The 23,379-nt window shown below is 50.2% G+C and carries 28 protein-coding genes; 21 read left to right on the forward strand and 7 right to left on the reverse strand.

Features of this window, described 5'->3' with window-relative positions; translation table 11 throughout:
• From ACO0K8_RS19665 to rpsL, 4 genes are all read right to left on the reverse strand, one after another.
• The coding region (locus tag ACO0K8_RS19665) for a GTP-binding protein (protein WP_422946255.1) at nucleotides 1–334 on the reverse strand (334 nt) is incomplete at its 3' end.
• A 71-nt stretch (nucleotides 335–405) separates the two neighbouring features.
• Nucleotides 406–2,511 carry an elongation factor G gene (fusA, locus tag ACO0K8_RS19670; RefSeq protein ID WP_422948350.1) on the reverse strand — a complete coding sequence of 702 codons (2,106 nt, stop codon included), beginning with the start codon at nucleotides 2,509–2,511 and terminating at the stop codon, nucleotides 406–408.
• Between the two features lie 140 nt (nucleotides 2,512–2,651).
• Nucleotides 2,652–3,122 (reverse strand): 30S ribosomal protein S7, encoded by a 471-nt coding sequence (rpsG, locus tag ACO0K8_RS19675; protein WP_126126974.1) that lies wholly within the window; start codon nucleotides 3,120–3,122, stop codon nucleotides 2,652–2,654.
• 148 nt (nucleotides 3,123–3,270) lie between these two features.
• The gene (rpsL, locus tag ACO0K8_RS19680; RefSeq protein ID WP_126126975.1) at nucleotides 3,271–3,654 is read right to left on the reverse strand and encodes a 30S ribosomal protein S12; all 384 of its coding nucleotides are present in this window, start codon (nucleotides 3,652–3,654) and stop codon (nucleotides 3,271–3,273) included.
• 735 nt (nucleotides 3,655–4,389) lie between these two features.
• Here rpsL and ACO0K8_RS19685 point away from each other — a divergent pair.
• The 10 genes from ACO0K8_RS19685 to ACO0K8_RS19730 all read left to right on the forward strand — a co-directional run bounded on the left by ACO0K8_RS19685 (nucleotide 4,390) and on the right by ACO0K8_RS19730 (nucleotide 12,787).
• Nucleotides 4,390–5,511, forward strand: a complete 1,122-nt coding sequence (locus ACO0K8_RS19685; RefSeq protein WP_422948351.1) for an MlaE family ABC transporter permease — start codon at nucleotides 4,390–4,392, stop codon at nucleotides 5,509–5,511.
• Nucleotides 5,511–6,377: an ABC transporter ATP-binding protein gene (locus ACO0K8_RS19690; protein WP_422948352.1), complete on the forward strand. Its 867-nt coding sequence runs from the start codon at nucleotides 5,511–5,513 to the stop codon at nucleotides 6,375–6,377. Before ACO0K8_RS19685 ends, ACO0K8_RS19690 begins: the two co-directional genes overlap by 1 nt.
• A 10-nt stretch (nucleotides 6,378–6,387) precedes the next feature.
• Nucleotides 6,388–7,338, forward strand: a complete 951-nt coding sequence (locus ACO0K8_RS19695; RefSeq protein WP_422948353.1) for an MlaD family protein — start codon at nucleotides 6,388–6,390, stop codon at nucleotides 7,336–7,338.
• Nucleotides 7,339–7,351: 13 nt separating this feature from the next.
• Nucleotides 7,352–7,957 (forward strand): ABC-type transport auxiliary lipoprotein family protein, encoded by a 606-nt coding sequence (locus ACO0K8_RS19700; protein WP_422948354.1) that lies wholly within the window; start codon nucleotides 7,352–7,354, stop codon nucleotides 7,955–7,957.
• Between the two features lie 35 nt (nucleotides 7,958–7,992).
• A complete protein-coding gene (locus tag ACO0K8_RS19705) occupies nucleotides 7,993–9,183 on the forward strand; it encodes a VanZ family protein (protein ID WP_422948355.1) in 1,191 nt (396 codons plus the stop codon).
• 78 nt (nucleotides 9,184–9,261) lie between these two features.
• On the forward strand, nucleotides 9,262–9,579 hold the full coding sequence (locus ACO0K8_RS19710; protein ID WP_422948356.1) for a (2Fe-2S) ferredoxin domain-containing protein: 318 nt from the start codon (nucleotides 9,262–9,264) through the stop codon (nucleotides 9,577–9,579).
• An 11-nt stretch (nucleotides 9,580–9,590) separates the two neighbouring features.
• Nucleotides 9,591–10,223 carry an alpha/beta hydrolase gene (locus tag ACO0K8_RS19715; RefSeq protein WP_422948357.1) on the forward strand — a complete coding sequence of 211 codons (633 nt, stop codon included), beginning with the start codon at nucleotides 9,591–9,593 and terminating at the stop codon, nucleotides 10,221–10,223.
• A 69-nt stretch (nucleotides 10,224–10,292) separates the two neighbouring features.
• Nucleotides 10,293–11,450 (forward strand): D-alanyl-D-alanine carboxypeptidase family protein, encoded by a 1,158-nt coding sequence (locus ACO0K8_RS19720; protein ID WP_422948358.1) that lies wholly within the window; start codon nucleotides 10,293–10,295, stop codon nucleotides 11,448–11,450.
• A gap of 170 nt (nucleotides 11,451–11,620) precedes the next feature.
• Nucleotides 11,621–12,472, forward strand: a complete 852-nt coding sequence (locus ACO0K8_RS19725; protein ID WP_422948359.1) for a D-amino acid aminotransferase — start codon at nucleotides 11,621–11,623, stop codon at nucleotides 12,470–12,472.
• Between the two features lie 9 nt (nucleotides 12,473–12,481).
• The gene (locus ACO0K8_RS19730) at nucleotides 12,482–12,787 is read left to right on the forward strand and encodes a DUF493 family protein (protein WP_422948509.1); all 306 of its coding nucleotides are present in this window, start codon (nucleotides 12,482–12,484) and stop codon (nucleotides 12,785–12,787) included.
• Between the two features lie 221 nt (nucleotides 12,788–13,008).
• Here ACO0K8_RS19730 and gcvA read toward each other — a convergent pair whose 3' ends face one another.
• Nucleotides 13,009–13,908, reverse strand: coding sequence for a transcriptional regulator GcvA (gcvA, locus tag ACO0K8_RS19735; RefSeq protein ID WP_422948360.1), 900 nt, complete (start codon nucleotides 13,906–13,908; stop codon nucleotides 13,009–13,011).
• A 151-nt stretch (nucleotides 13,909–14,059) separates the two neighbouring features.
• On the opposite strand from gcvA, the gene ACO0K8_RS19740 reads away from it, so the two are divergent.
• The 11 genes from ACO0K8_RS19740 (at nucleotide 14,060) to ACO0K8_RS19790 (ending at nucleotide 21,406) form a co-directional block, all read left to right on the forward strand.
• The gene (locus tag ACO0K8_RS19740; RefSeq protein ID WP_422948361.1) at nucleotides 14,060–14,350 is read left to right on the forward strand and encodes a DUF2917 domain-containing protein; all 291 of its coding nucleotides are present in this window, start codon (nucleotides 14,060–14,062) and stop codon (nucleotides 14,348–14,350) included.
• A 98-nt stretch (nucleotides 14,351–14,448) separates the two neighbouring features.
• Complete coding sequence (locus ACO0K8_RS19745) at nucleotides 14,449–14,664, forward strand: hypothetical protein (protein ID WP_126126988.1); 216 nt, start codon at nucleotides 14,449–14,451, stop codon at nucleotides 14,662–14,664.
• A gap of 10 nt (nucleotides 14,665–14,674) precedes the next feature.
• Nucleotides 14,675–15,355: a lipoyl(octanoyl) transferase LipB gene (lipB, locus tag ACO0K8_RS19750; protein WP_422948362.1), complete on the forward strand. Its 681-nt coding sequence runs from the start codon at nucleotides 14,675–14,677 to the stop codon at nucleotides 15,353–15,355.
• A gap of 13 nt (nucleotides 15,356–15,368) precedes the next feature.
• Complete coding sequence (gene lipA / locus ACO0K8_RS19755) at nucleotides 15,369–16,361, forward strand: lipoyl synthase (RefSeq protein ID WP_422948363.1); 993 nt, start codon at nucleotides 15,369–15,371, stop codon at nucleotides 16,359–16,361.
• 390 nt (nucleotides 16,362–16,751) lie between these two features.
• On the forward strand, nucleotides 16,752–17,006 hold the full coding sequence (locus ACO0K8_RS19760) for a DUF2789 family protein (protein WP_422948364.1): 255 nt from the start codon (nucleotides 16,752–16,754) through the stop codon (nucleotides 17,004–17,006).
• A gap of 188 nt (nucleotides 17,007–17,194) precedes the next feature.
• A complete protein-coding gene (locus tag ACO0K8_RS19765; RefSeq protein ID WP_422948365.1) occupies nucleotides 17,195–17,626 on the forward strand; it encodes a hypothetical protein in 432 nt (143 codons plus the stop codon).
• 342 nt (nucleotides 17,627–17,968) lie between these two features.
• Nucleotides 17,969–18,391 carry a hypothetical protein gene (locus ACO0K8_RS19770; RefSeq protein ID WP_422948366.1) on the forward strand — a complete coding sequence of 141 codons (423 nt, stop codon included), beginning with the start codon at nucleotides 17,969–17,971 and terminating at the stop codon, nucleotides 18,389–18,391.
• A gap of 44 nt (nucleotides 18,392–18,435) precedes the next feature.
• Entirely contained in the window at nucleotides 18,436–19,377 is a 942-nt protein-coding gene (gene dapA / locus ACO0K8_RS19775; RefSeq protein ID WP_422948367.1) for a 4-hydroxy-tetrahydrodipicolinate synthase, read from the forward strand.
• A 37-nt stretch (nucleotides 19,378–19,414) separates the two neighbouring features.
• A complete protein-coding gene (locus ACO0K8_RS19780) occupies nucleotides 19,415–20,116 on the forward strand; it encodes a hypothetical protein (protein ID WP_422948368.1) in 702 nt (233 codons plus the stop codon).
• 23 nt (nucleotides 20,117–20,139) lie between these two features.
• On the forward strand, nucleotides 20,140–20,736 hold the full coding sequence (locus tag ACO0K8_RS19785) for a MarC family protein (RefSeq protein ID WP_422948369.1): 597 nt from the start codon (nucleotides 20,140–20,142) through the stop codon (nucleotides 20,734–20,736).
• Between the two features lie 79 nt (nucleotides 20,737–20,815).
• Nucleotides 20,816–21,406: a hypothetical protein gene (locus ACO0K8_RS19790; RefSeq protein WP_422948370.1), complete on the forward strand. Its 591-nt coding sequence runs from the start codon at nucleotides 20,816–20,818 to the stop codon at nucleotides 21,404–21,406.
• A 2-nt stretch (nucleotides 21,407–21,408) separates the two neighbouring features.
• Here ACO0K8_RS19790 and corA read toward each other — a convergent pair whose 3' ends face one another.
• Both corA and ACO0K8_RS19800 read right to left on the reverse strand, forming a co-directional pair.
• Entirely contained in the window at nucleotides 21,409–22,374 is a 966-nt protein-coding gene (gene corA / locus ACO0K8_RS19795) for a magnesium/cobalt transporter CorA (RefSeq protein ID WP_422948371.1), read from the reverse strand.
• Nucleotides 22,375–22,609: 235 nt separating this feature from the next.
• Complete coding sequence (locus ACO0K8_RS19800; RefSeq protein WP_422948372.1) at nucleotides 22,610–23,356, reverse strand: TorF family putative porin; 747 nt, start codon at nucleotides 23,354–23,356, stop codon at nucleotides 22,610–22,612.
• Nucleotides 23,357–23,379: the final 23 nt, after the last annotated feature.

A 23,379-nucleotide genomic window follows, 5' to 3' on the forward strand; every position in this document is an offset into this window, starting at 1 on the left:
GACCATCAGCTGCGGAGCAAACCAAGATTGCGCCGTCCATCTGAGCAGCACCAGTAATCATGTTTTTAACATAATCAGCATGGCCTGGGCAGTCAACGTGAGCGTAGTGACGCGCTTCTGTTTCGTATTCTACGTGAGCAGTATTAATTGTAATACCGCGCGCTTTTTCTTCTGGTGCCGCATCGATTTGGTCGTAAGCTTTAGCTTCGCCGCCAAATTTTTTGGACAATACTGTCGCGATCGCTGCAGTCAATGTAGTTTTACCATGATCCACGTGACCAATTGTGCCGACGTTAACGTGCGGCTTGGTGCGTTCGAACTTACCTTTTGCCATTTTATTCTTCCTTCAAAAAGAACGATTAGAGTATGTGCCCGCCCTTTATAAGAGCGGGCGTTCCGTTTTTATTACTTAGTTTTTGCAGTCACGATTGCATCGATGACATTCTTTGGCGCTTCAGCGTAGTGCTTAAATTCCATAGTATAAGTCGCACGACCTTGCGTAGCTGAACGCAGTGAAGTCGAGTAACCAAACATTTCGGACAAAGGCACCTCGGCTTTAATAATCTTACCGCCGCCACCAGGAATCTCATCCATACCCTGAACCATACCGCGACGTGAAGACAAATCGCCCATTACAGTACCGGCGTAGTCTTCTGGCGTTTCAACTTCAACCGCCATCATTGGCTCGAGAATTACTGGGCTAGCTTTACGGCAACCATCTTTAAACGCCATTGAACCCGCCATACGGAAGGCGTTTTCGTTGGAATCGACGTCATGGTAAGAACCGAACGTCAAAGTAACTTTAACGTCAACAACTGGGTAACCAGCCAAAACACCAGATGCCAAAGTTTCGATAACACCTTTTTCAACTGCAGGGATATATTCACGAGGAACAGTACCGCCCTTGATCGAATCAACGAACTCAAAACCTTTACCCGGCTCTTGAGGCTCTAGTGTCAATACAACGTGACCATACTGACCGCGACCACCAGATTGCTTAACGAACTTACCTTCAACATCGACGGCAGTCTTACGAATAGTTTCGCGATATGCAACTTGCGGCTTACCAACTGTCGCTTCAACGCCAAATTCACGACGCATACGATCAACGATAATTTCCAAATGCAACTCACCCATACCACCGATGATTGTCTGACCAGATTCTTCGTCTGTTTTTACACGGAAAGACGGATCTTCTTGCGCCAAACGATTCAAGGCCAAGCCCATTTTTTCCTGATCAACCTTAGTCTTAGGCTCAACAGCCTGAGAAATAACTGGCTCAGGGAAAACCATGCGCTCCAGAGTAATGATGGAACTAGGATCACACAAAGTCTCACCAGTAGTTGCGTCTTTCAAACCGACGGCAGCAGCGATATCACCAGCATGAACTTCTTTAATTTCTTCACGTTGATTTGCATGCATCTGCAAAATACGACCCAGACGTTCTTTCTTGTTCTTATTCGGGTTATAAACGGTATCGCCTGACTTCACCATACCAGAGTAAACACGGAAGAAAATCAACTGACCAACAAACGGATCAGTCATGATCTTAAACGCCAAAGCTGAAAACTTCTCAGTATCTTCAGGCTTACGCGTAGTAGGAACATCATCTTCATCCAAACCAGCAACTGGCGGAATATCAACCGGTGACGGCAAGTACTCAATGACTGCATCCAACATGGCTTGAACGCCTTTGTTTTTAAACGCAGTTCCGCACATCATAGGAACGATTTCAGCAGCAATCGTACGAGCACGAATAGCTATCTTGATTTCTTCCTCAGACAAAGTACCCTCTTCAAGGTACTTATTCATGTACTCTTCATTGTACTCAGCAGCGGCATCCAACATCTTTTCACGCCATTCTTGTGCAGAAGCGGCCAGCTCAGCAGGAATTTCGCGATAGTCAAATTTCATACCCTGAGATGCTTCATCCCAGTAAATCGCTTTCATCTTGACCAAATCAACAACACCCAAGAAGTCTTCTTCAGCACCGATAGGTATTTGCATCAAAATTGGATTCGCCTTCAAACGTGTACGCATTTGCTCGTAAACTTTGAAGAAGTTCGCACCAGTACGATCCATTTTATTGACGAAAGCCAAACGCGGAACTTTGTACTTATTTGCCTGACGCCATACGGTTTCAGACTGAGGCTGAACACCACCTACCGCGCAGTAAACCATACATGCACCATCCAAAACGCGCATGGAACGCTCAACTTCAATAGTGAAGTCAACGTGGCCTGGAGTATCAATAATGTTGATGTGATGCTCAGGGAAATTGTTCGCCATGCCTTTCCAGAAGCATGTGGTCGCAGCAGAAGTAATGGTAATACCACGCTCCTGCTCTTGCTCCATCCAGTCCATGGTAGCCGCGCCATCATGCACTTCACCGATTTTATGATTTACACCGGTGTAGAACAATACACGTTCAGTTGTAGTTGTTTTACCAGCATCAATGTGAGCTGAAATACCGATGTTGCGGTAGCGCTCAATGGGGGTCTTACGGGCCATAGCTAATCCTAAATCTTTTAATGGACAAAACCGAGCGCAATTTATAATTAAAATCGCGCCCGGTCTGATTCAAAGTACTTACGGAAATCATCACATAAAATTCATGCAACGACCTCTCACTGTCTCATTTTCTCAATGAGTTAGAAGCGGAAGTGAGAGAAGGCCTTGTTGGCTTCAGCCATACGATGCACTTCATCACGCTTCTTCATTGCGCCGCCGCGACCTTCTGCGGCTTCCATCAATTCACCACCTAAACGCTGTGGCATGGATTTTTCGCTACGCTTGTTAGCCGCTTCACGCAACCAACGCATAGACAAAGCCATACGACGAACTGGGCGAACCTCAACTGGAACCTGGTAGTTAGCACCACCAACACGGCGAGATTTAACCTCAACCAATGGCTTAGCATTACTGATTGCAGCTGCAAACACTTCCAACGGATCCTTACCGGATTTTTGTTGGATATGATCAAACGCACCATAGATAATGCCTTCAGCAACAGACTTCTTGCCAGACAACATCAATACGTTTACAAATTTTGATACATCTACATTACCGAATTTTGGATCCGGCAAAATATCCCGTTTCGGGACTTCACGACGACGTGGCATTTCAATTCCTTTCAATCTTCAGTTGAGCGGGCCGATAATAAATTTATCGACGCTCGCGGCAAACCATCATAGCTAGCCACTTACTCGGTCAAATTCCGACCGACACTTTCTGAATCATTAAGATTACAGAGGTTAAATTACAAGCTGATTACTTCTTAACAGCTTTAGCGCGCTTCGTACCGTATTTGGAACGAGATTGCTTACGGTCTTTAACACCTTGAGTATCCAAAGCACCACGAACCATATGGTAACGTACACCCGGCAAATCCTTTACACGACCACCGCGCAGCAAAACTACGCTATGTTCTTGCAAGTTATGGCCTTCACCGCCGATATACGAAATAACTTCGAAACCATTGGTCAGACGTACTTTGGCAACTTTACGCAAAGCCGAGTTAGGCTTCTTTGGAGTTGTCGTATAAACGCGGGTACATACGCCACGTTTTTGCGGGCTGTTTTCCAGCGCCGGCGATTTGCTTTTCACACGTACAGAAACACGTGGTTGGCGAATCAGTTGATTGATGGTTGGCATCGTTTTTAATCCAACAAAATACAACGTTAAACACAAACCCGGAAACGGTTGCCCGGGGACATAAATCTATATTTGCCATTAACCGAAATTAATAGCGTCCCGACGATAAAGAATCAAATTAGCAAGCCCAAAAGAGGAAACGCAGAGATGAACCATATAAAAACGAGAACTCGCGAGTGTACACCCAAAAATCTGACGAAGTCAACAAAAGAAGATAACCAGCCGCATGCTATTGTTCGAAGAATAAGTGTCAGCACGGTTAACTGATCTGGGCTTCTTAGTCTAGAAAACATTCCTCCTTTGTTCAAGGCTTGATCGTTGATCGAGATGAAATGATCCGCATGCTAACTAGCTATTTCTGCACTTATACGTTTCGTTTGTGTGCAGTGGGAGGCGCATACTCTTAACAGCAATGACGGGACTAAAATATTTCTGCGATAGTGCCTACGTCGTCACAAGCTACCTGGCGAGCTTCCTCTTGCGCATTTTTCCGTTTGTATAACAATGACTTTATATAGCCAGCAGTTATATAAAATAGTGCATCTTAAAGGCGATGTTCGGTCGCAGTTCGATTACTTCGCTGGCGACCCGCATAGAATATGCGCGGGCGGCCTTTGCATTATGACGAGCACGTGGCGTTGCGCAGTCTCAATCTAGCCGCACTAAACTAGGCCAAAGCATGCGATAGGGACTAGATTCGTTGATGGATAAGCATTTCTCCCTTACACTAACAACATGCTTAGAGAGACTCTTCCCACCCTGACACTCAATCAAGACCCAGTCGCTAGCGCCCATGTAGCGGGCGCATGGCTAGTTCATGTGCTATCTGCTGAAGCGGAGATGGACGCGCTGAGTACCCAATTGAGTGAATTAAGCGGCAAGAAACTAAACTGGGATTTGACAGGCATCAGCGCACTCGACCATATCGGCGCGCAGATGTTATGGCAAGCCTGGGGCAAGCAACGTCCCGAGAACTTGGTTTTACTACCAGCACACATAGGGATCTTCGAGCGTTTAGCTCAAGTGAGTAAGCTAAGCGTACCGACACTCCCCAAGCCGCGGCTGACACGAGTGATGCAATTAGGGACTGTGATGCTAGGGTTTTTTGAGCATCTGTTCAGCTTTACTGCGTTATTAGGGCAACTGATACTCGATATCGGCTTATTCATACGCCACCCAATTAAGGGGCCGTGGAAAGAACTATCCGCCAATCTATTTCGGACTGGTTTTCAGGCGTTGGGGATTACGGCTTTGGTCGGTATGTTGATCGGGGTGGTGCTGTCTTATCTGTCGGCGCAACAACTGGCGACCTTTGGAGGAGATCTATTTATTGTCAATATTCTCGGAATGAGCATAGTACGGGAACTGGGGCCGATGCTTGCAGCGATCCTGATTGCGGGCCGCTCAGGCTCTGCGATTACCGCCCAATTGGGCGTGATGCGGGTCACCGAAGAATTGGATGCCATGCGCGTCATGGGAATCCCGCAGGGCTACCGATTGATCATGCCAAAAGTTTTGGCGCTGGCACTCGCCATGCCGCTGATCGTGATCTGGACCGATGTCATGGCTTTAATCGGTGGCATGTTGGCGGCGCAAGCACGCCTGGGCATGTCTCCAGGATTTTTTATACACAAGCTGCCGGAAGCCGTCTCACTGGCAAACTATTGGATAGGTTTGGGCAAAGGCGCTGTATTTGGCATATTAATAGCCTTGGTGGCCTGCCACTTTGGGCTACGCATCAAACCGAACACTGAAAGCCTGGGACAAGGCACTACCAGTTCAGTGGTTATTTCGATTACGGTTGTAATTATCGCCGATGCCATTTTTGCGATTATTTTTAGTAAGACAGGCTACTAATGGCGGCCACTAGCATCATAGAGATCAACAACTTGCGCACCCAGTTCGGACGAGCGGTGATCCACGATCAGCTCGATCTGCAAGTCATGCAGGGCGAGATACTTTCGATAGTCGGAGGCTCAGGCTCGGGCAAGACCGTACTGATGCGACAAATGCTGGGCTTAGAGCAACCCGCACGCGGCAGCATTAAAGTCTTTGGCGAAGATTTACATGGCCCCAATAGCGAACATCTTATTTATTTACGCAAACGCTCGGGCATGCTGTTTCAACATGGCGCACTGTATTCGGCTCTGACCGTATTTGAAAATGTGGCCCAGCCTATGCGCGAACTAGGCACTTTGTCCGAGGCACTGATCACGGACCTGGTCCATCTGAAACTCCACATGGCCGGTATCAATCTTGAACACGCGAGCAAAATGCCGGCGGATTTATCGGGCGGCATGATCAAACGTATCGCGCTAGCGCGTGCCTTGGCGCTCGATCCAGAACTACTGTTCCTCGATGAGCCGACTGCCGGGCTAGACCCTGATCGCTCCGATAGTTTTGTCAGCCTGATCAAGTCCCTGCATCAGCAATTGGGTTTGACCGTGGTCATGGTCACACATGATTTGGATACCTTGTTTGCCTTGTCCAACAGAATTGCAGTGCTGGCCGAAAAACACGTCATTACGATAGGTCCGCCCGCCGAAGTCGTCGAATATCAGCATGAATTTATTCAGAAATTTTTTCTGGGCGGACGCGGCTTACGCGCCATGCAAGTATTACCTGCCAAGCCATTGCCACAAACCATAGATGGCCAAAGCACCGACCTAGCTTCGACCTATCAATATCCATTGCCAGACCCAGCGCGCTACGCTAAGGAGTAATACACGTATCATGGAAAGCAGATCCCACGCCTTGATGGCAGGTTTTTTCACCATCGCCCTGATAGCTTTGGCCACCGTATTTGCGCTGTGGCTAGGGCGCGACCGGATACAAAGAACGCCATATCTGATCGCGACCAAATTGTCGGTTGCCGGCTTAAATTTGCAAGCAGCAGTACGCTATAAAGGCATTAAGGTAGGCAATGTCACAGACATCGATTTTGATGACAATAATCCCGGTCAGATTTTACTTAGGATCGATGTTTTGCCGGACACCCCAGTGACACCGGCAACTTTTGCTACTTTAGGCTACCAGGGCGTGACTGGCATCGCCTATGTGCAGTTGGATGAAGACACTTCCCTATCGACAACGCCAGCGCCAACGCCAGCTATAGAAAAAATCAGTGGTATACAACGTATACCACTACGCCCGGGCATGATGCAAAATTTAGAGCTACGTGGCATGGCGATTCTGAACCAGACCGAAGAACTCAGTAAGCGCCTCAACAGCCTGCTCGATCCTGATAATCGCAAATCGCTGGTGACTGCAGTGGATAACATCGGTCGCGCCGCCGCAGCATGGCAAACAGTACCTGGCAAGCTGGAACCGACACTGGATAAACTACCCGCCTTAATTGAACAAGCCCAGGGCAGTGCTGCTGCGTTTAAGGTGTTTTCGGCCGATGCCAGTCGCATGAGTAATAACTTCAATCTATTGGCAAGCAAGCTACAGGCTAGCGACGGCACAATTGTCAAACTCAATCTGGCGGCTGACTATATTAGTGAAGGCGTAACGCAAGAGACGCTACCCGCCATTAACTCATTGAGCCGTGAGGCGCGCAGCTCTATGCGTTCGCTAACACGTGCAGTAGAAAATCTTAACGACCGGCCGCAAAGTATCTTGTTCGGTAATAACGCAGGGCTACCTGGCCCCGGTGAAGCTGGCTTTGTCGCCCCCAAATAAACGGAAGAAACTGATGACACCCACCCATCTAGCCAAACTTTGCCTTAGCCTTGCCTTAGTTGTACTGCTACAGGCTTGTGCTGGCAGCCCAGCAGCGCCACGTTTTAACTATGACTTCGGCGCACTCCCCGTTAACAGCCAACCCGGCAGTATAAAAATCGCCATCAGCCTGGCCGATGTCAGTGCCCCCGCCGCGCTCGATAGCAATGCCATGCTATATAGACTGGACTACGACAATGCACAAATGCTGCGTCCGTATGCCCAACATCGCTGGAGTATGCCGCCAGCGCAGCTACTCACACAAAGAATCAAAGCAAGAATGGCCGCCGCCGACGCCACCGTGGTCTCTGTGGCGGATGGAGTGAGCGACCTGGCCATCTTAAAAATTGATATCGATGAATTTACACAGATATTCACCAGCACCAGCCAAAGCCATGCCCAGATCAGCTTGCGTGCCACTCTCATGAAGAGAAATAAATTAATCGCACAACGCTACTTTAGCCTGGCAAGTAAATCAGCCAGCGCGGATGCAGCGGGCGGTGCCAAGGCGATGCAGATCGCCGCCGACAGCACCGTTAGCGAGATCATGCTCTGGCTACAGACGAACGCAGGAAATTAGTTTAAAAACATTATCCGCCTTACAGAGCAGACAGTATGCCAACGACTCCCGCCATAGAAGCCGCAGCATCACCGTTTTCGCGCGCCACTTTAGTGGCTTACCTGTTTCTGATTATGTATGCCAGTTGGTACCCGTTCTCAGGATGGCAAACGGATAATCTGGTGACCTTACTTGAAGTCGCCAAACAGTGGCCACGCTACTGGACCTTATTTGACGCCACCATGAATGTGGTCGGCTACCTGCCTCTGGGCATTTTGCTCGTTTTTGCCCTATATCCCACGTGTTCCAGAATAGTCTCAGTATTGCTGGCAACTATTGCGGGCACCCTATTATCCGTTGCAATGGAAGGCGTGCAGTATTTTCTTCCCAGTCGGGTGACTTCAATTTTAGATGTCATCACCAATAGCAGCGGCACCTTGCTCGGTGCACTACTCGGTGCCTTATTGATACCTAGTGTGTTGGAGAAAGGCCGCTTGCACTTATTACGCAGACAATGGCTACACCATGAGGCCAGCCGAGAAATGCTGGTATTGGGTTTATGGCCATTGGCGCAAATCTATCCTCAAGCGTATTTATTCGGGCTGGGTCAGATTTTGCCGCTAATATCACTTTGGCTAGACGAGTATTTCTCTATCGATATAGATTTGAGCGCTTTCTTATTGCAAGGCATAGAGCTCGATGCCGCCGAATACCTACTCTCAGAAACCATCATCACGGCCTGTGGCGCAACCGGTGCCGTCTTAATTTGTCTCTTCATACTGAATAGGCATGCGCCTAAATTTTGGTTATCTAGTCTTTTGCTACTCGCTGCGGTCTGCACCAAAGCCTTAGCCAGTGCCCTATTATTCAAACCAGAATATGCCTTCGGCTGGCTAACACCAGGCGCGCGTGGCGGCTTACTGATCAGTGTCATCATGCTATACGGTTTTTCATTCGCACCTTCGCGTGCGCAACGGCGACTGGCAATTTTGATGCTCTTGATTAGCCTGATACTCATTAATCTGGTACCTAGTAATCCGTATTTCTTGCTCAGCATGCAAAGTTTAACGCATGGGAAATTTCTTAACTTTTACGGGGCGGCCCAATTTCTCTCGATATGCTGGCCACTAATCGCGCTTTGGTATTTATTTGACCGGCCTATACCTGACTCGAATGCGGACGAACTACAGCCAGACGATCTGGACAACGATACCGTGACTATTCCCGATCAACCCAAACAAAAATAAAGCCTAGACTGCTGGCGCATGCTGCAAGCTGAACAGCGTGTATCATACGGGCTCCCTCTGGCAATCAAAGAAATTACCATGTCTGACACCCCCTATTTTCAAAAACATGTGTTCTTTTGCATGAACCAACGCGATGACGGCCGCCCTTGTTGTGCCGAACGCGGTGCACAAGCGGCCCAGGAACACGCAAAAAAACGCATCAAACAACTAGACCTAAACGGTCAGGGCAAGATACGCATCAATAAGGCTGCCTGTCTCGATCGCTGCGACGAAGGCCCGGTACTAGTGGTCTATCCACAAGGAACCTGGTACACCTATGTGGATCAATCCGACATAGACGAGATCATCGAAGTCGATCTGGTCGGCGGCGGTGTCGTTGAACGCCTGAAGATTTAAACTGAACCAGCATGAATGCACAAACAGAGTATTTTTTCATTCCCGGCGGCGCCGGCCAGCTTGAGTGCGCACTCGATCTGCCTGATCTTGAAAGTTTAGCTGCGCCACGCGGCTTGGCAATGGTCGCCCATCCGCATCCGCTGTATGGCGGAACTATGGACAATAAGGTTACGCAAACGCTGGCACGCACCTTTGTGTCACTGGGCTACGCCACAGTGCGCATGAATTTTCGTGGGGTTGGCAAATCGGCCGGCACGCACGATGCCGGCATTGGCGAAACCGATGATATGCAGACGCTGCTGAGCCATATGCGCCAGCAATATCCCGATCTGCCACTGGCATTGGCTGGCTTTTCTTTCGGCACCTTTGTCCAGGCTAGCCTGCAACAAAGGCTGGCGGCACAAGGGGACACAGTGCAGCGCATGGTGCTAGTCGGTGCCGCGGCCGGTAAGTGGGCTATGCCCGATATCCCAGCCCGCACAATTTTGATTCATGGCGAACTCGATGACACGATACCCCTGCAAGCCGTGTTTGACTGGTTGCGTCCGCAAGATATTCCTGTGGTGGTGATACCCGGTGCCGATCATTTTTTTCACCGGCGCCTGCAACATATTAAGAATCTCGTGGTCAATATGTGGGATTAGGTTTTTTATCTCTTCACCATCGTATCGCCCTAATCGTTTTTTTACCCGGATTGTTACCAAAGTTTACTAATGAAAAATTTCCTCTCCAAAATTGTACTGACAGCGGTTTCTCTGCTAAGTATCTCACTGGCGACAGCACAAAGCTTACCTGCGCCGACCATCGCGGCCAAATCCTGGCTGTTGCTGGACGCCACCAGTAATCAGGTGATCGCCTCGCAAGATCCGGCCCTGCGTATAGAACCGGCTTCATTGACCAAGATCATGACCGCCTATCTGGTATTTTCGGCACTGAAAGACAAGAAGCTCGACCTGAATCAAAAGATCAATGTCTCTACCCGCGCCTGGAAGGTCGATGCCAGCAGCTCTAAAATGTTTATCGATCCAGCCACACCGGTCAGTATCAGCGATTTATTGTACGGTCTGATCGTACAGTCAGGCAACGATGCCGCGGTGGCACTGGCAGAAGCAGTTGCCGGCAGCGAAGAGGCCTTCGTCGTGCAAATGAATCGTGAAAACGAGCGCATGGGGCTGAAGTCCAGCCACTGGGGTAATGCACATGGCCTGCCTAGCGCAGAAAACTATTCTACGGCGCAAGATTTGTCTACCCTGGCATTACGCCTGATCACAGATCATCCTGAGTTTTACAAAACTTACTACTCAACTAAAAGTTTTACCTACAACAAAATCACCCAACCTAACCGCAATCGTCTGCTGTGGTTAGACCCGACAGTGGACGGCATGAAAACCGGCCATACCGAAGCGGCAGGATATTGCCTGATCTCGTCAGCGATACGCCCTAATGGCAGCGGCCAGCGCCGTTTGATTTCTGTGGTCACCGGCACCAGCAGCGACCAGGTACGCGCGCAAGAAAGCCTGAAACTGCTGAACTGGGGTTATTTGAATTTTGACACCGTAAAACTGTATGCCAAAGGCCAGGCAATCGCCACACCGGAAGTCTGGAAAGGCACCCAGGCGCAAGTCAAAATTGGCTTTAGCAACGATTTGTATGTGACCTTGCCAAAAGGCGCGGCCGCCAAGCTGAAACCGGCGCTAGAAAGAAAAGATCCGCTGGTCGCCCCTATCGTCGAAAACAGCCGGGTAGGCTCGGTAAAAATGATGCTCGACGGCAAAGCCATTGCGGAGTTTCCTGTCGTCGCTTTGGAGCAAGTCAATCAAGCTAGCATTTTTGGGCGCGCCTGGGATTCTATCCGCCTGATGTTTAAGTAAGCCAAAGGCTGGCGGCCCGAACGTCCGCTCTAGAAATGGACAAAAAAACGCAAACAAAGACCCACATTTAGGGTTTCTTGTTTGCGTTTTTTTATGTGTATTTTGCATAAGCATGATGGCCAAACTGTGTAAGAATGAGCTTCCTGACTTCTCTCTTACCGACACTCATCATGAACGATCCTCTGGTCTACCTGAACGGCAAACTTACCCCACTTTCTGAAGCCCATATCCCGGTGCTGGACCGCGGTTTCATTTTTGGCGATGGCATTTATGAAGTGGTACCGGTGTATGGCCGTAAGATGTTCCGCGCTGAGCAGCATCTGGCACGCCTGTTTCGCAGCATGGCCGCCATCGGCATTCCCAATCCGCATACGAAAGAAGAATGGCTAGCACTGATTCAACAAGTAATGGATGCGCATACAGCCGACGATCAGATGGTATATCTGCAACTGACACGCGGTGTGGCCAAACGCTCGCATGCGTTTCCGGCCGAGATGGTACCTACCGTCTTCATCATGACGAGCCCTATCCCCGTGATTAGCGATGCGGTGCGCAACACCGGCGTGAAATGCGTGTCCATGGTAGATCAGCGCTGGTTGCATTGCGACATCAAGTCGATTTCTTTGCTGGGCAATGTATTGGCAGCACAGAATGCGGCCGAAAACGATGCCATAGAAAGCATACAATTTCGCGATGGCTTTCTGACCGAGGCCTCGGCCTCGAATGTCTGGATAGTCAAAGATGGCGTCCTGATGGGCCCGCCGAAAGACAATTTAATCCTCGAAGGCATACGCTACGGGCTGATAGAAGAGCTATGCGCGGCGCACGGAATCCGGTTCAAGAGCCACCGCATCAGCCGCACCGAAGTATTTGAGGCCGACGAAGTATTGCTCTCGTCCGCCACCAAGGAAGTGCTTGCCGTGGTACAAATTGACGAGCAGACTATAGGAAAAGGCGTTCCCGGCCCCATCTACCATCAACTGTATGCCGCTTACCAGGACGCCAAGGCGGCAAGTATCTAAAAACTATTGATAAATGCAAATACCGAGAACGCTATGAACATGCCAGAAATCCCCCACGATCAGAGTCTGATCGAATACCCCAGCGATTTTCCCATCAAGATCATGGGGATCATGCAAGAATCATTTGCCCAGACTATCGTCGAAGTGGTGACCCTGCACGACCCTACTTTTCACGCTGGCAAGATGGAGATGCGGCCTTCCAGCAAAGGCAACTATCTGTCGCTGACCGTGACAATACTGGCAGTAAATCGCGAGCAACTCGATAATCTTTACCGTGCGCTGTCGTCCCATCCTATGGTGAAAATGGTGCTATAAATACGGCAATGGGTGCCACTGACAAGCACGGCAGCGGCACCCCAATTGCAATGCCCCGCCTTATTTGATGCCAGATCCGCGCTATTTCCTGGCAGCACTCACGCCGCCATATTTTGGCTAGCGACATATACTCCCACCCAGTACATTTTTGATACGCAATGAATATATGCGCAAACCGCTTATTTTTTTATAATTAAGGGGGAGTATATAAAAATCCAGCTTCATTGAACTTGCGTACCGGCGATTTCCTGCAATAGCCATGCGCGAAATGCGCGCACTTGCGGCAGCTCCAGACCCCGCTCCGGATACACTAAATAATACGAAGATGGACAGGGCAAGGCGATCTCAAACAGACGCAGCAATTGGCCGCTCGCCACCTCGCTTTGCACTATGCTATGGCGTCCCAGCGCGATACCGCGTCCATTGTGAGCGGCCCGCGCTAACATCGACGAATCCTGATAGAGCAGACCGCCGCTAGGCTCGGGAAGATCCAAGCCCGCCAAACGAAACCAGCCCAGCCAGGGCTCATCATGGCAACGCAGTAATTGCGAGGGCAGCAGCTCTTGCGGATTTTTTGGCAAATCCCCACCGTTAAAGTGTGGGCTAAGCACCGGATAATACACATCATCCATCAGATGCTCACTGCACAAACCCGCTTGTTTCGCGCCGACACCGAAACGTATCGCGATATCCACGCCTTCCTTGGCAAAATCGACCTTATGGTTGCTCGAATGCAAACTTACTTCCAGATCCGGGTAGATTTCAATAAAGCGTTCCAGACGCGGTGCCAGCCAGCGCGCCGCAAAGGACGGCAAGGTCGTGATCGTCAGGCGCTTTGGACGCCGCACGTCTTGCAAGACGGCGGTGGCCTGCGCGATCTGGCTTAAGGACGTACGGATTACTTCGGCAAAGCGCAAGCCGTCCGCAGTGACCGCGATTTTTTTGCCATTGCGGGTAAATAACTCTACCCCTAGCTCTTGCTCCAGCGCCCTTACCTGATGACTGATAGCGCCATGCGTCAGATGGATTTCTTCAGCGGCGCGCGAAAAATTCTGATGTCTGGCGGCAGCCTCAAAAGCGCGCAAGGCTGCCAGATTCGGCAAACGGCGAAAGTCAGACATAGAAGCAGCCCCTTTTTAAAGAATAGTGATGTGATAAATATTAGCAAGACTGAAGAATATTACTCGTTTTGCAAGCACCGTGCCTTGCTCTAGAATGAATTCATCAAGTAGGCAAACCACCCATCTTATGCGCACAGCAAGGAGCAATAAAATGTTAATAGAATTCACAAAGGATGTCCATCAACTGGCGCCTGGCGCGCTCATTTCCTTTCAACTTAAGCATGCACAAAATCTGCAGATAGCAGGAGGCAGGGTCTGGCTGACCATAGAAGGCGACGCCAGAGATCATTGGCTACAGGCTGGCGCTAGCCTGGTTTTGCCCGCTGCGCGCCTGATCGTGATCGAAGCAGAGCGCGCCGGCAGTAGCTTGCATCTGCAAAAACCGCAAAATAGCGCGTTTACCACAGACGATATCGCGCTTTCTGAGGAAACAATGGCCTAGCATTAAGCCCAAGCGTAGAAAATTTGGTCAACAAAGCGGTATCATAGCGCCCTCGGCAATTGCTACAACTCGTACAATTCGTAAAGACTAGGGACACTATGGCAAGCTTGGAAGAAATCGTCAGCAAACAAAAACTCGGTGCCAAATTTGTACTGTCCGCCCCCATGCTGGGCATGGATATTGCCACCTTTGATACGCAAGCAGCGCTGTGGGCCGAACATGGCGGCCCAGGCTTTGAAGCGGCTGGCGTACCTTTTCGCAAAGTCATAGACGGTCAGTTCCTGATACAGCGACTTACCGTCGTCAAGGTCTAAGCAATTGTCAGTGTCTGCTCCGTCCCTTGCTTCGCCTAGCCTGCCGCTGATCGTACAGCGCGGGCGCGAAGACTATCAGCACACTTTTGATGCGATGCGTGCCTTCACCGATGCGCGCGATCAAGACACGCCCGATGAACTCTGGCTAGTAGAACATCCGCCGGTGTTTACCCTAGGGCTGGGCGCCGACCGCTCGCATGTGCTGGCAGCGCACGATATCCCTCTGATCCAAACAGATAGAGGCGGCGAAGTGACCTACCATGGCCCCGGCCAAGTGGTGATTTATCTGCTGATCGATTTACGCCGCAGCCATAGCAAAGGCAAACTGTTCGCACGCGAATTCGTGCAACGCATAGAGCAGGCGCTGATAGAAACCCTAGAGGCGTATAATCTGCCCGGAGTAAGAAAAGCAGGCGCGCCCGGCATCTATCTATCCGATACCGCAACACAGCAAGACTGGCGCGGTGCCAAGATTGCCGCATTAGGCTTGAAAATTCGCGGCAATGGCTGTACTTACCACGGGGTATCCCTGAATGTGTGTATGGACTTACAGCCGTTCTCTTGGATCAACCCTTGTGGCTATGCCGGCCTTGCCACCGTAGACATGAAAACTTTGGGCGTCTCAGTCGCACTCCCGGAAGCGCAATTGGCGCTTGCTCACCGACTACAACATTTATTGACAGCAGCATAACTGTTCGAAAACCATGACCACCGCAAATACTCCGCTCGATCCTAGCGCACTACCCGTCACTGAAGCGACCACTTACGACGCCACCGAGAAGCAAAAAGGCGCCAGCAAGACTTCACGTATTCCTATCAAGATCATTCCGGCAGAGCGTCTACCTAAACCTGACTGGATACGCGTCAAGGCCGGCTCGCCAACCACGCGCTTCTACGAAATCAAGGATATTCTGCGCGCCAACAAACTGGTCACAGTATGCGAAGAAGCCTCCTGCCCGAATATCGGCGAATGCTTCGGTAAAGGTACTGCCACCTTCATGATCATGGGTGACAAGTGCACCCGCCGCTGCCCGTTCTGCGATGTCGGCCATGGCCGCCCTGATCCACTCGACGTCAATGAGCCGCTCAACTTGGCGAAAACGATCGCCGACTTGCGCCTCAGTTACGTCGTGATCACCTCGGTCGATCGCGACGATTTACGTGATGGCGGTGCTGCTCACTTTGCCGAATGCATTAGCAAGATCCGTGAACTCTCGCCAACGACACGCATAGAAATCCTGACCCCGGATTTCCGTGGCCGCATGGACAGAGCACTGGAAATTCTAAACCTGGCACCACCGGATGTGATGAACCATAATCTGGAAACTGCACCGCGCCTGTACAAAGAAGCACGCCCTGGATCGGATTATGAATACTCTTTAAATCTGCTCAAACGCTTTAAAGAAATGCACCCGAACACCCCGACCAAATCGGGCATCATGGTCGGTCTCGGCGAAACCGACGAAGAAATCCTGCAAGTCATGCGTGACCTGCGCGCCCACAATGTCGACATGCTGACCATAGGCCAATATCTGGCACCGAGCGGCCATCATTTACCGGTACGCCGTTATGTCCATCCGGATGTCTTCAAGATGTTTGAAGCCGAAGCCTACAAAATGGGTTTCGCGCATGCGGCAGTCGGCGCAATGGTGCGTTCCTCATACCATGCGGATCAGCAAGCACATGGCATAGGATAGTAAAAAAAATTGGAAAATTAACTGGTTCGGCGAGATTGCTTTTCCGAACCGGTTAATACGCCGCACACAAGCCTCCGTTCCAGTTCATTTGCGCATGTCATTAACGATCGCCACAAGATGACCCATCGTTAGCGCCTTCCCCGCAAGCGAGCACTCCCGCAAAATCGCAACGCACTGTAGCGATTTCAGTCAGCACCATGCCTAAGTCGCGTGCTCGAGAAAAACGCATTTGCACTTCGGCAAAGCGACACCGATACGCCCATCAGCCTTATGCAAAAACCAAAAGACAAACCGATTGTCTAAGCTTTTTTTCCATGACACGCCTGATCTGCACAAAACCTGTATCCTTAGCAAACAGATTTTGTCTTTTAACCTACTCTAAGGACTATCATGAACCAGACCCATCATCGTTTTCACCAACTTTTTGCGCAATTAGGTTTAGCCGAAGACGCCGAAAGTATCTGTCAATTTATCAATAGCCACACTCCGTTGGAGGAACACGTCAAACTACAGGATGCCCATTTCTGGAGCGCTGCACAGGCTGCTTTTTTGCGCGAAGCCTTATTGCAGGATTCTGACTGGGCCGAACTGGTCGATCAGCTCAGTTTGGCTTTTCGTGCCGAGGTCAGCATAAATCAGCAATAATTTGCCTGAGCTGGCAGCTCAAGCTGAGCAGCAACAAAAATAAGAGCGGCGATACCCGTATCCCTGCTAGCTGTGCGATCATGCGCACTATAAAGTTCAGCCTTAAGCTGAACAATACACTGTGCAATACACTGTGGATACGCGCTATCACAGCGCACTACACCTGCCCCTCCTATAAGAAAGAAATTATGCCTGAACTGAAATTACCCCTGACTGTATTACTCTCATCCGTGCCTCAAGAAGGCGCTGGCTGGCTGCCCTTGAAACAACATGTTTGCGGTGGCTTCAAGCGCAAAACTCTGGACGCTTACGCCTACGGCTTGACGATACTGCCAGGCATGCAAGAAATGATCGACGACATCTTATTTGAGCAATTTTTGAGCGATCTGAGCAAAGGTCTGGACGATGGCGTCAGCGACAAACAGCGTGCCGAATACCGCGGTTTCTTACTGCGCCATGGCGTGGCCGTCAACGACAGCAATTTAGCCGCACTGACACAGGCTGTTTACCCTATGGATGCCAGCGAAAAAAACCTGCAGGCACTGACCGGTAAGGCCAGTATCAAGGGCGTCAATCTGGACGGTTTACAGATTGCGGTACTGGGCGATAACTGCAATTAATGCCGGCCTCTGAGCGCTAGTCAGACGGGCGTAAAGACGTGACACTCAACAATTTTTTTACGCCCATAATTTTTTCTGACTGAATTTAACAAGCTCGCTTTGTCTTTTCGCCTTACATTTGACAGCGAGAGATTCGCCAGCAAAATTAATCATAAAAAAAAACCGCCATCACACTCCAATATCGAAGAAAAAAAACGCGGAGAAACCAAGGTAAAAAACACCTAAGTTGTAGAAAAAACCCACATATTTACGCCTCGTTTACACTTTCCCTTAGTTATTTTTAGAGAATCTTTACGTCTCAGCTGCTAATCTTTAACTGTGTCAAACAGCCAGAGATTACTCATGAAGCAGCACACTATCAGATCATCGTCGCAGGCTTACAATTTATTACCAGATGAATTTTCAGAGGAAATGCTCTCGTCCAAACGAGAGAAATTCTTGTTCGAGAATAATTTGAACAAGCACTCCGGGTCGGCATCAAATCAGCCCTTTGTGAGTTATCGCAGCGCCCCCAGAACTTTGCCTAACGATTTCATCATGCGCATCACGGTCGATGCAAGCGCAGTGACCGAACTACGCCACGTCATACTCGGAACTTGCGGCGATCTGGTGCTGTATATGCGAGTAAAACCGGTAGATCACGCAACCAAAATGAAAGTCTGGCTGTGTCTCAGTAAGTCCTCGATCGACACCATGATCAGCAATATCATGCGCGCTTTACCGCAAGCTGAGTTCGGCAAAATCACGCCCCTGGTATCAGCTTAAAACACGGCAACACCTATTCTCAACTAACCAAACCGAGAAACATCATGTCCATCTATGAAGGCATCTGGATTCCGCTCGTCACGCCATTTAAAAACGGCCAACCGGCCTACGATCAGGCTCAGCAACTTTGCTTGAAATTGTTCAATGCTGGCGTCCACGGCATCGTCGTATGCGGCACTACCGGCGAGGCTGCCACTCTCAGCGACAGTGAACAGCGTCACATGTTATCCGCCATTCTTGAAGTGCTACCCAGTACTTGTCCGGTGCTGATGGGTATCAGCGGCAGCGACACGCGCGTCCTGGCAGAAAAAGTATCCGGCATCAGAGATAGCGGGCTGTCTGGTTTTTTAGTCTCGGCACCTTCTTATGTCCGCCCCTCGCAGGAAGGCATACGCCGGCATTTTGAAGCCATCGCCAACGCCACCGACAAGGCTATCGTCCTGTACAACATTCCAGCCAGAACTGGCGTGAATATTGATTTGAGTAGTGTCATTGCACTGCAAAGACTGGCCAATATCGTCGCCGTCAAAGAGTGCGGCGGCAATCAGACCCAAATGACAGGATTGATAGACTGCACCGATTTGAAAATTATGTGCGGCGATGATGCCATGCTATATCAGAGCTTCTGGCTTGGTGCTCACGGCGCAATTTCTGCCGCGGCCCATATACGGCCAGATCTGTTCGTGCGCTTGTTTGAATTGATGCGCGCCGGCGAGATCACCTTGGCACGTGCACTATTTGAGAACTTACTGCCTTTGATACAAGTCCTGTTTTGCGAACCGAATCCAGCCCCCGTCAAAGCGGCGCTGGCAATGCAGGGACACATCCGTGAAGAATTGCGGTTACCGATGACACCTATGTCAACAGCGGGCCGAATCAGACTGACCGATACGATGGAAAAAATTATGGCGCTACCAGCGGCAAAAAAAACAGCGCCGTTACGGATCCCGTTTGAACAGGAAATTCGTACACTCAGTTTGACGTGATGGGATTTTTTTTAAACAATCTGAGGGCTTCGAACATATGATCATCACTATCGCCAATGAATCTGGCGGCGCGACAAAATCCATCCTGGCCGAAAATCTGGCAACGATACGCACGCTGGCGGGTCGCAAGGTACTATTGCTAGATAACGATCCGCAGCATCCTTGTGTCAACTGGAGTTACGAACGTCAGGTCAAAGGTCAGCATCCGCCAGTAGCGGCGCGCACCATTACTGGCAAGGGTTTGCAACCTGAACTGGAAAACCTCAGTTATCGTTACCATGACATAGTGATCGATACCGAGTCACGCGACTGCATGGGAAGCCGCTCGGCATTAAGCGCGGCGCACGTAGTGATTATCGCCATCGACCTCGATAGATTAGACCATTTGCATGCCAGCAAGCTGGCGGCGCGCATCGCAGTTGCACAACTATTCAATTCACGGGTTCGTATCCTGGTCGTAATGATAGGCAATGAACCCGCTCAGATGTCGGAACAAATGGCGGAAAGAATGTCGGCAATAAACAGCTTTGTCAGCAGCATACCCTCAGCCCGACTGTTCCCAACCACGATACATTCTGGCAGCGCATTGCGACAGGCGTATCAGGGCGGCTTATCGATTTGCGAGGCGCAACCTAGCGATCCACTCGCTATCAGCGAGATGGAAGGTCTATGTGACGAAGTGTTTAGGAGCCATCCTAGCAGTCGTCAACATAACGACTATCAACATCAAGCACGATAAAAACTCACACCCATCTGAAAATCATGGACAGTCATTTTTTTCCCGCATTTGTGATCTTGCTATTTGTATTTAATCCACTTGAATGTCTGTATAAACTGCGCTCGGGCATCAGCCAGACCGCCGCAGGCAGCAATCACAAAATCATTGCGAAGACCTGCATCTGGTTCTTATGTATCTTACTCGTCACCATATGGCTAGGCCAGACACTCATGGATCGCCTATCTGTATCTCTGGCAAGTGTGCAAGTAAGTTCCGGCCTGTTGCTATTCCTGCTCGCGGTCCACATGATATTTTCGGCACATGCGCCCTCGCCCGGTGACGATACTCAGCATGGAATGAACGCATTTATCGCCAAACTCGCCTACACCACCGGCCCGATTGCACTCGCGAATGTGCTGCTGTTGAGCGCCAGCCAAACTGGCCATACTCTGGCATTGGCAACTGCAGTTAGCTGCGCCCTGTTTGCCTGTGTATTGCTGATCCGTCTGTGTTACCGGTTACAAGGAAATTTTGGCTTTGTGATGGCAGCCAATGGCGCGCAAAAACTGATGGGTTTGCTACTCACGGCCATCGCGGTAGACAAAATTTTGATCGGCTGTCATCACTATTTTTCAGCATAAAAAATGCCACTAATGTTCCTTGAGTACTTGCCTGCACTCATACGTCAGAACTGTTCTCCTTAAGTAAATAGGATATTCAATGATCATAACGATAGCTACTCAAGATTATGTCGGCACAGCGCATTTTATCGCCACCACGCTGGCACGCCGGCGCGCCAATGCAGGTCGAGATGTATTGCTGCTTAGTCAAAAAATTTTGCCGGAGCACGCTAGTCAAAATCAAGAGAAGGAAAACCAGGCCTGGTTTGCGACCGAAATGAAAGCCGGCGCCAGCTCATTTAAATTAAACGCCGACCAGCTTGAGCAAGAATTAGCGGACATCCAGAGCGTCCATCGCGACATCGTCGTCGACCTGCCGCAAGCAACGCAAGCGAGCTCGCTGTGCGCTTTAGCAGCCAGTAGCTTTGCCGTTTTTATGTTAAAAACGGCGGACTGGCATGCAAACAGCGAAAGCCTGCTGATACAACAGATGAAGGCAGCGCGATCCGCCAACGCCAAGGTGCCGGTATTGCTCATCGTTGATGAAGCCACCAGCCCGGCCGGCCGGGCAATCATCGCCACGCTTACCGCAAGCGTGACAGATTTACGCATACAAGCGCTAGCAACAGACCAGCAAGCGACGCTGGCCTATCTGTATCGAACCATCTTCCAAACCTGGCGGGCGCAGTAAACCTACAACCAACCGGATTTTTTAAAACGATAATACAGATAGCAGCACACCGTGGTGACTACCGTGAGCGCCAGCGGATAACCATATTTCCATTGCAGCTCTGGCATATTGGTGAAATTCATGCCCCAAACACCGACGAAGGCGGTGGCCACCCCAAAAATCGCCGCCCAGGCAGCCAGACGCTTGTTGACTTCATTCTCATCGATACTCACCATCGACAAATTCACCTGGATCGCAGTGCCTATGGTGTCGCGCATCGAATCGATAGAGGCGTTGATACGGTATAGATGATCTTGCACGTCGCGAAAATACTCTTTGGTATTGACAGCGATAGGCGGGACCCGGCCGCCATCGAGTTTACCGACCGCTTCCATCAAAGGCGCGACCGCATGCTTGAGCACCAGTGCTTTACGTTTTAGCTGATACAACTGCTCAATGTTGGCACGTTGCGAGCCCTTGGTAAAAATGCGCTCCTCGACCGCTTCCAGTTCTGACTCCAGTGCATCGACTACCGGAAAATAGCGGTCCACCACCGCATCCATCAAGGCATACAGCACAAAGGCCGGGCCTTGCCGCAGATGATGCGGCTCGCGTTCGCAGCGCGCACGCACACCCAAAAAACCTTGCTGACAGCGATTACGCGTGGACAGTACATAATTTTGACCGACAAAAATATCTACTTCGCCCACCAGTATTTCGCCGTCCAGTATTTCTACGGAATGGATCACCGCAAACAAAGAGTCGCCATACTCTTCAATTTTCGGGCGTTGATGCCCATTGCGAGCATCTTCCACTGCCAGCTCATGCAGGCCAAACTCTTGTTGCAACTGATCTAGCTCGGCCGGCTCCGCTTCTTTCAGCGCCACCCAGACAAAGCATTCGGGGCGTTGTACGTACTCGCTGATATCCTCGACCGGGATGTCGCTAAGTTTTTGCCCCTCTTGATAGACGACGCAATTGATAAGCATGGCTTTTCTCCAAAATGAGGCCAAATGTGGCTGTACAAGCAAGCTGCAAGTTTACACCTTGTCGCCAGCGCTATGCCAGCCCTCAATACCCAGTCTTAATCACTGCACCAAAATCAGCACAAGGTCGGCGATGGAAAAACATCTGCGTCAGCCCTGGATAAAAAAAGCCTGCACGTATTCAAGATACGTGCAGGCTTTTGATTACCGGTAAAGCGCCATGAAAGCGCCAAGACCATTAGAAGGTTTTGCTGATCGTAGCGACCACGGCTGTTTTACCCAAAAATTTTCCGTTGGCTGGTGATGCGTAAGCCACTTCACTCGCATTGGTGCCGATCACGGCCAAAGCGCCGGTCACGATACCGAAATCTTTGGTGACGCCGATTTTCCAGTCAGTGTAGCTGGCCACATCGGTATTTTTTACCTGCTGACGACCAGCGTGCAGGTTCAAAGTCAGACCAGCGGCAACTTCGATATTCGCACCCAGATCAAGATAGCCACTGTTTTTACTGTCGGCAAAACCGAACAGATTCGTCACTGCATACGAGTACTTAGCATAGGCTGGGCCGTAGCCGATCTGGCCATATACTTCTGTCGTATTGGCATCGGTCGCCAAGCCGTTCGATGGGTAGACATAGGTCAATACACCAACGTCATAGCTGACGTCCTTGGCGATTTCACCGCGTTTGCCGGCATACAAATCGACTTCTACATCACCGCTGCCGCCCGCATCTTTGGTCCACTTGATGTTTGACAACCAGGCACCCGCATACAGGCCGCTAGGATTATGCGTGTAATCGGCACCGCCTTGCACTGCCGGTTGCAGACGCGTTTGTGAAATACCGCGGTAACGGTAATCGGAAGTCAGTGCCGCATTGAAGCTCACTTCATGGTCCGGTTTAGCTTCCACTTTGGTTTCTTCTGCATACGCAAAGCCGGCTGAAAATGCGGCGGTGACGGCTGCTGCCAAGATTAATTTTTTCATGCTACTTCCCTTTTAAAATAACG

This window comes from Undibacterium sp. Ren11W (assembly GCF_049340485.1).
Lineage (GTDB): Bacteria > Pseudomonadota > Gammaproteobacteria > Burkholderiales > Burkholderiaceae_D > Undibacterium.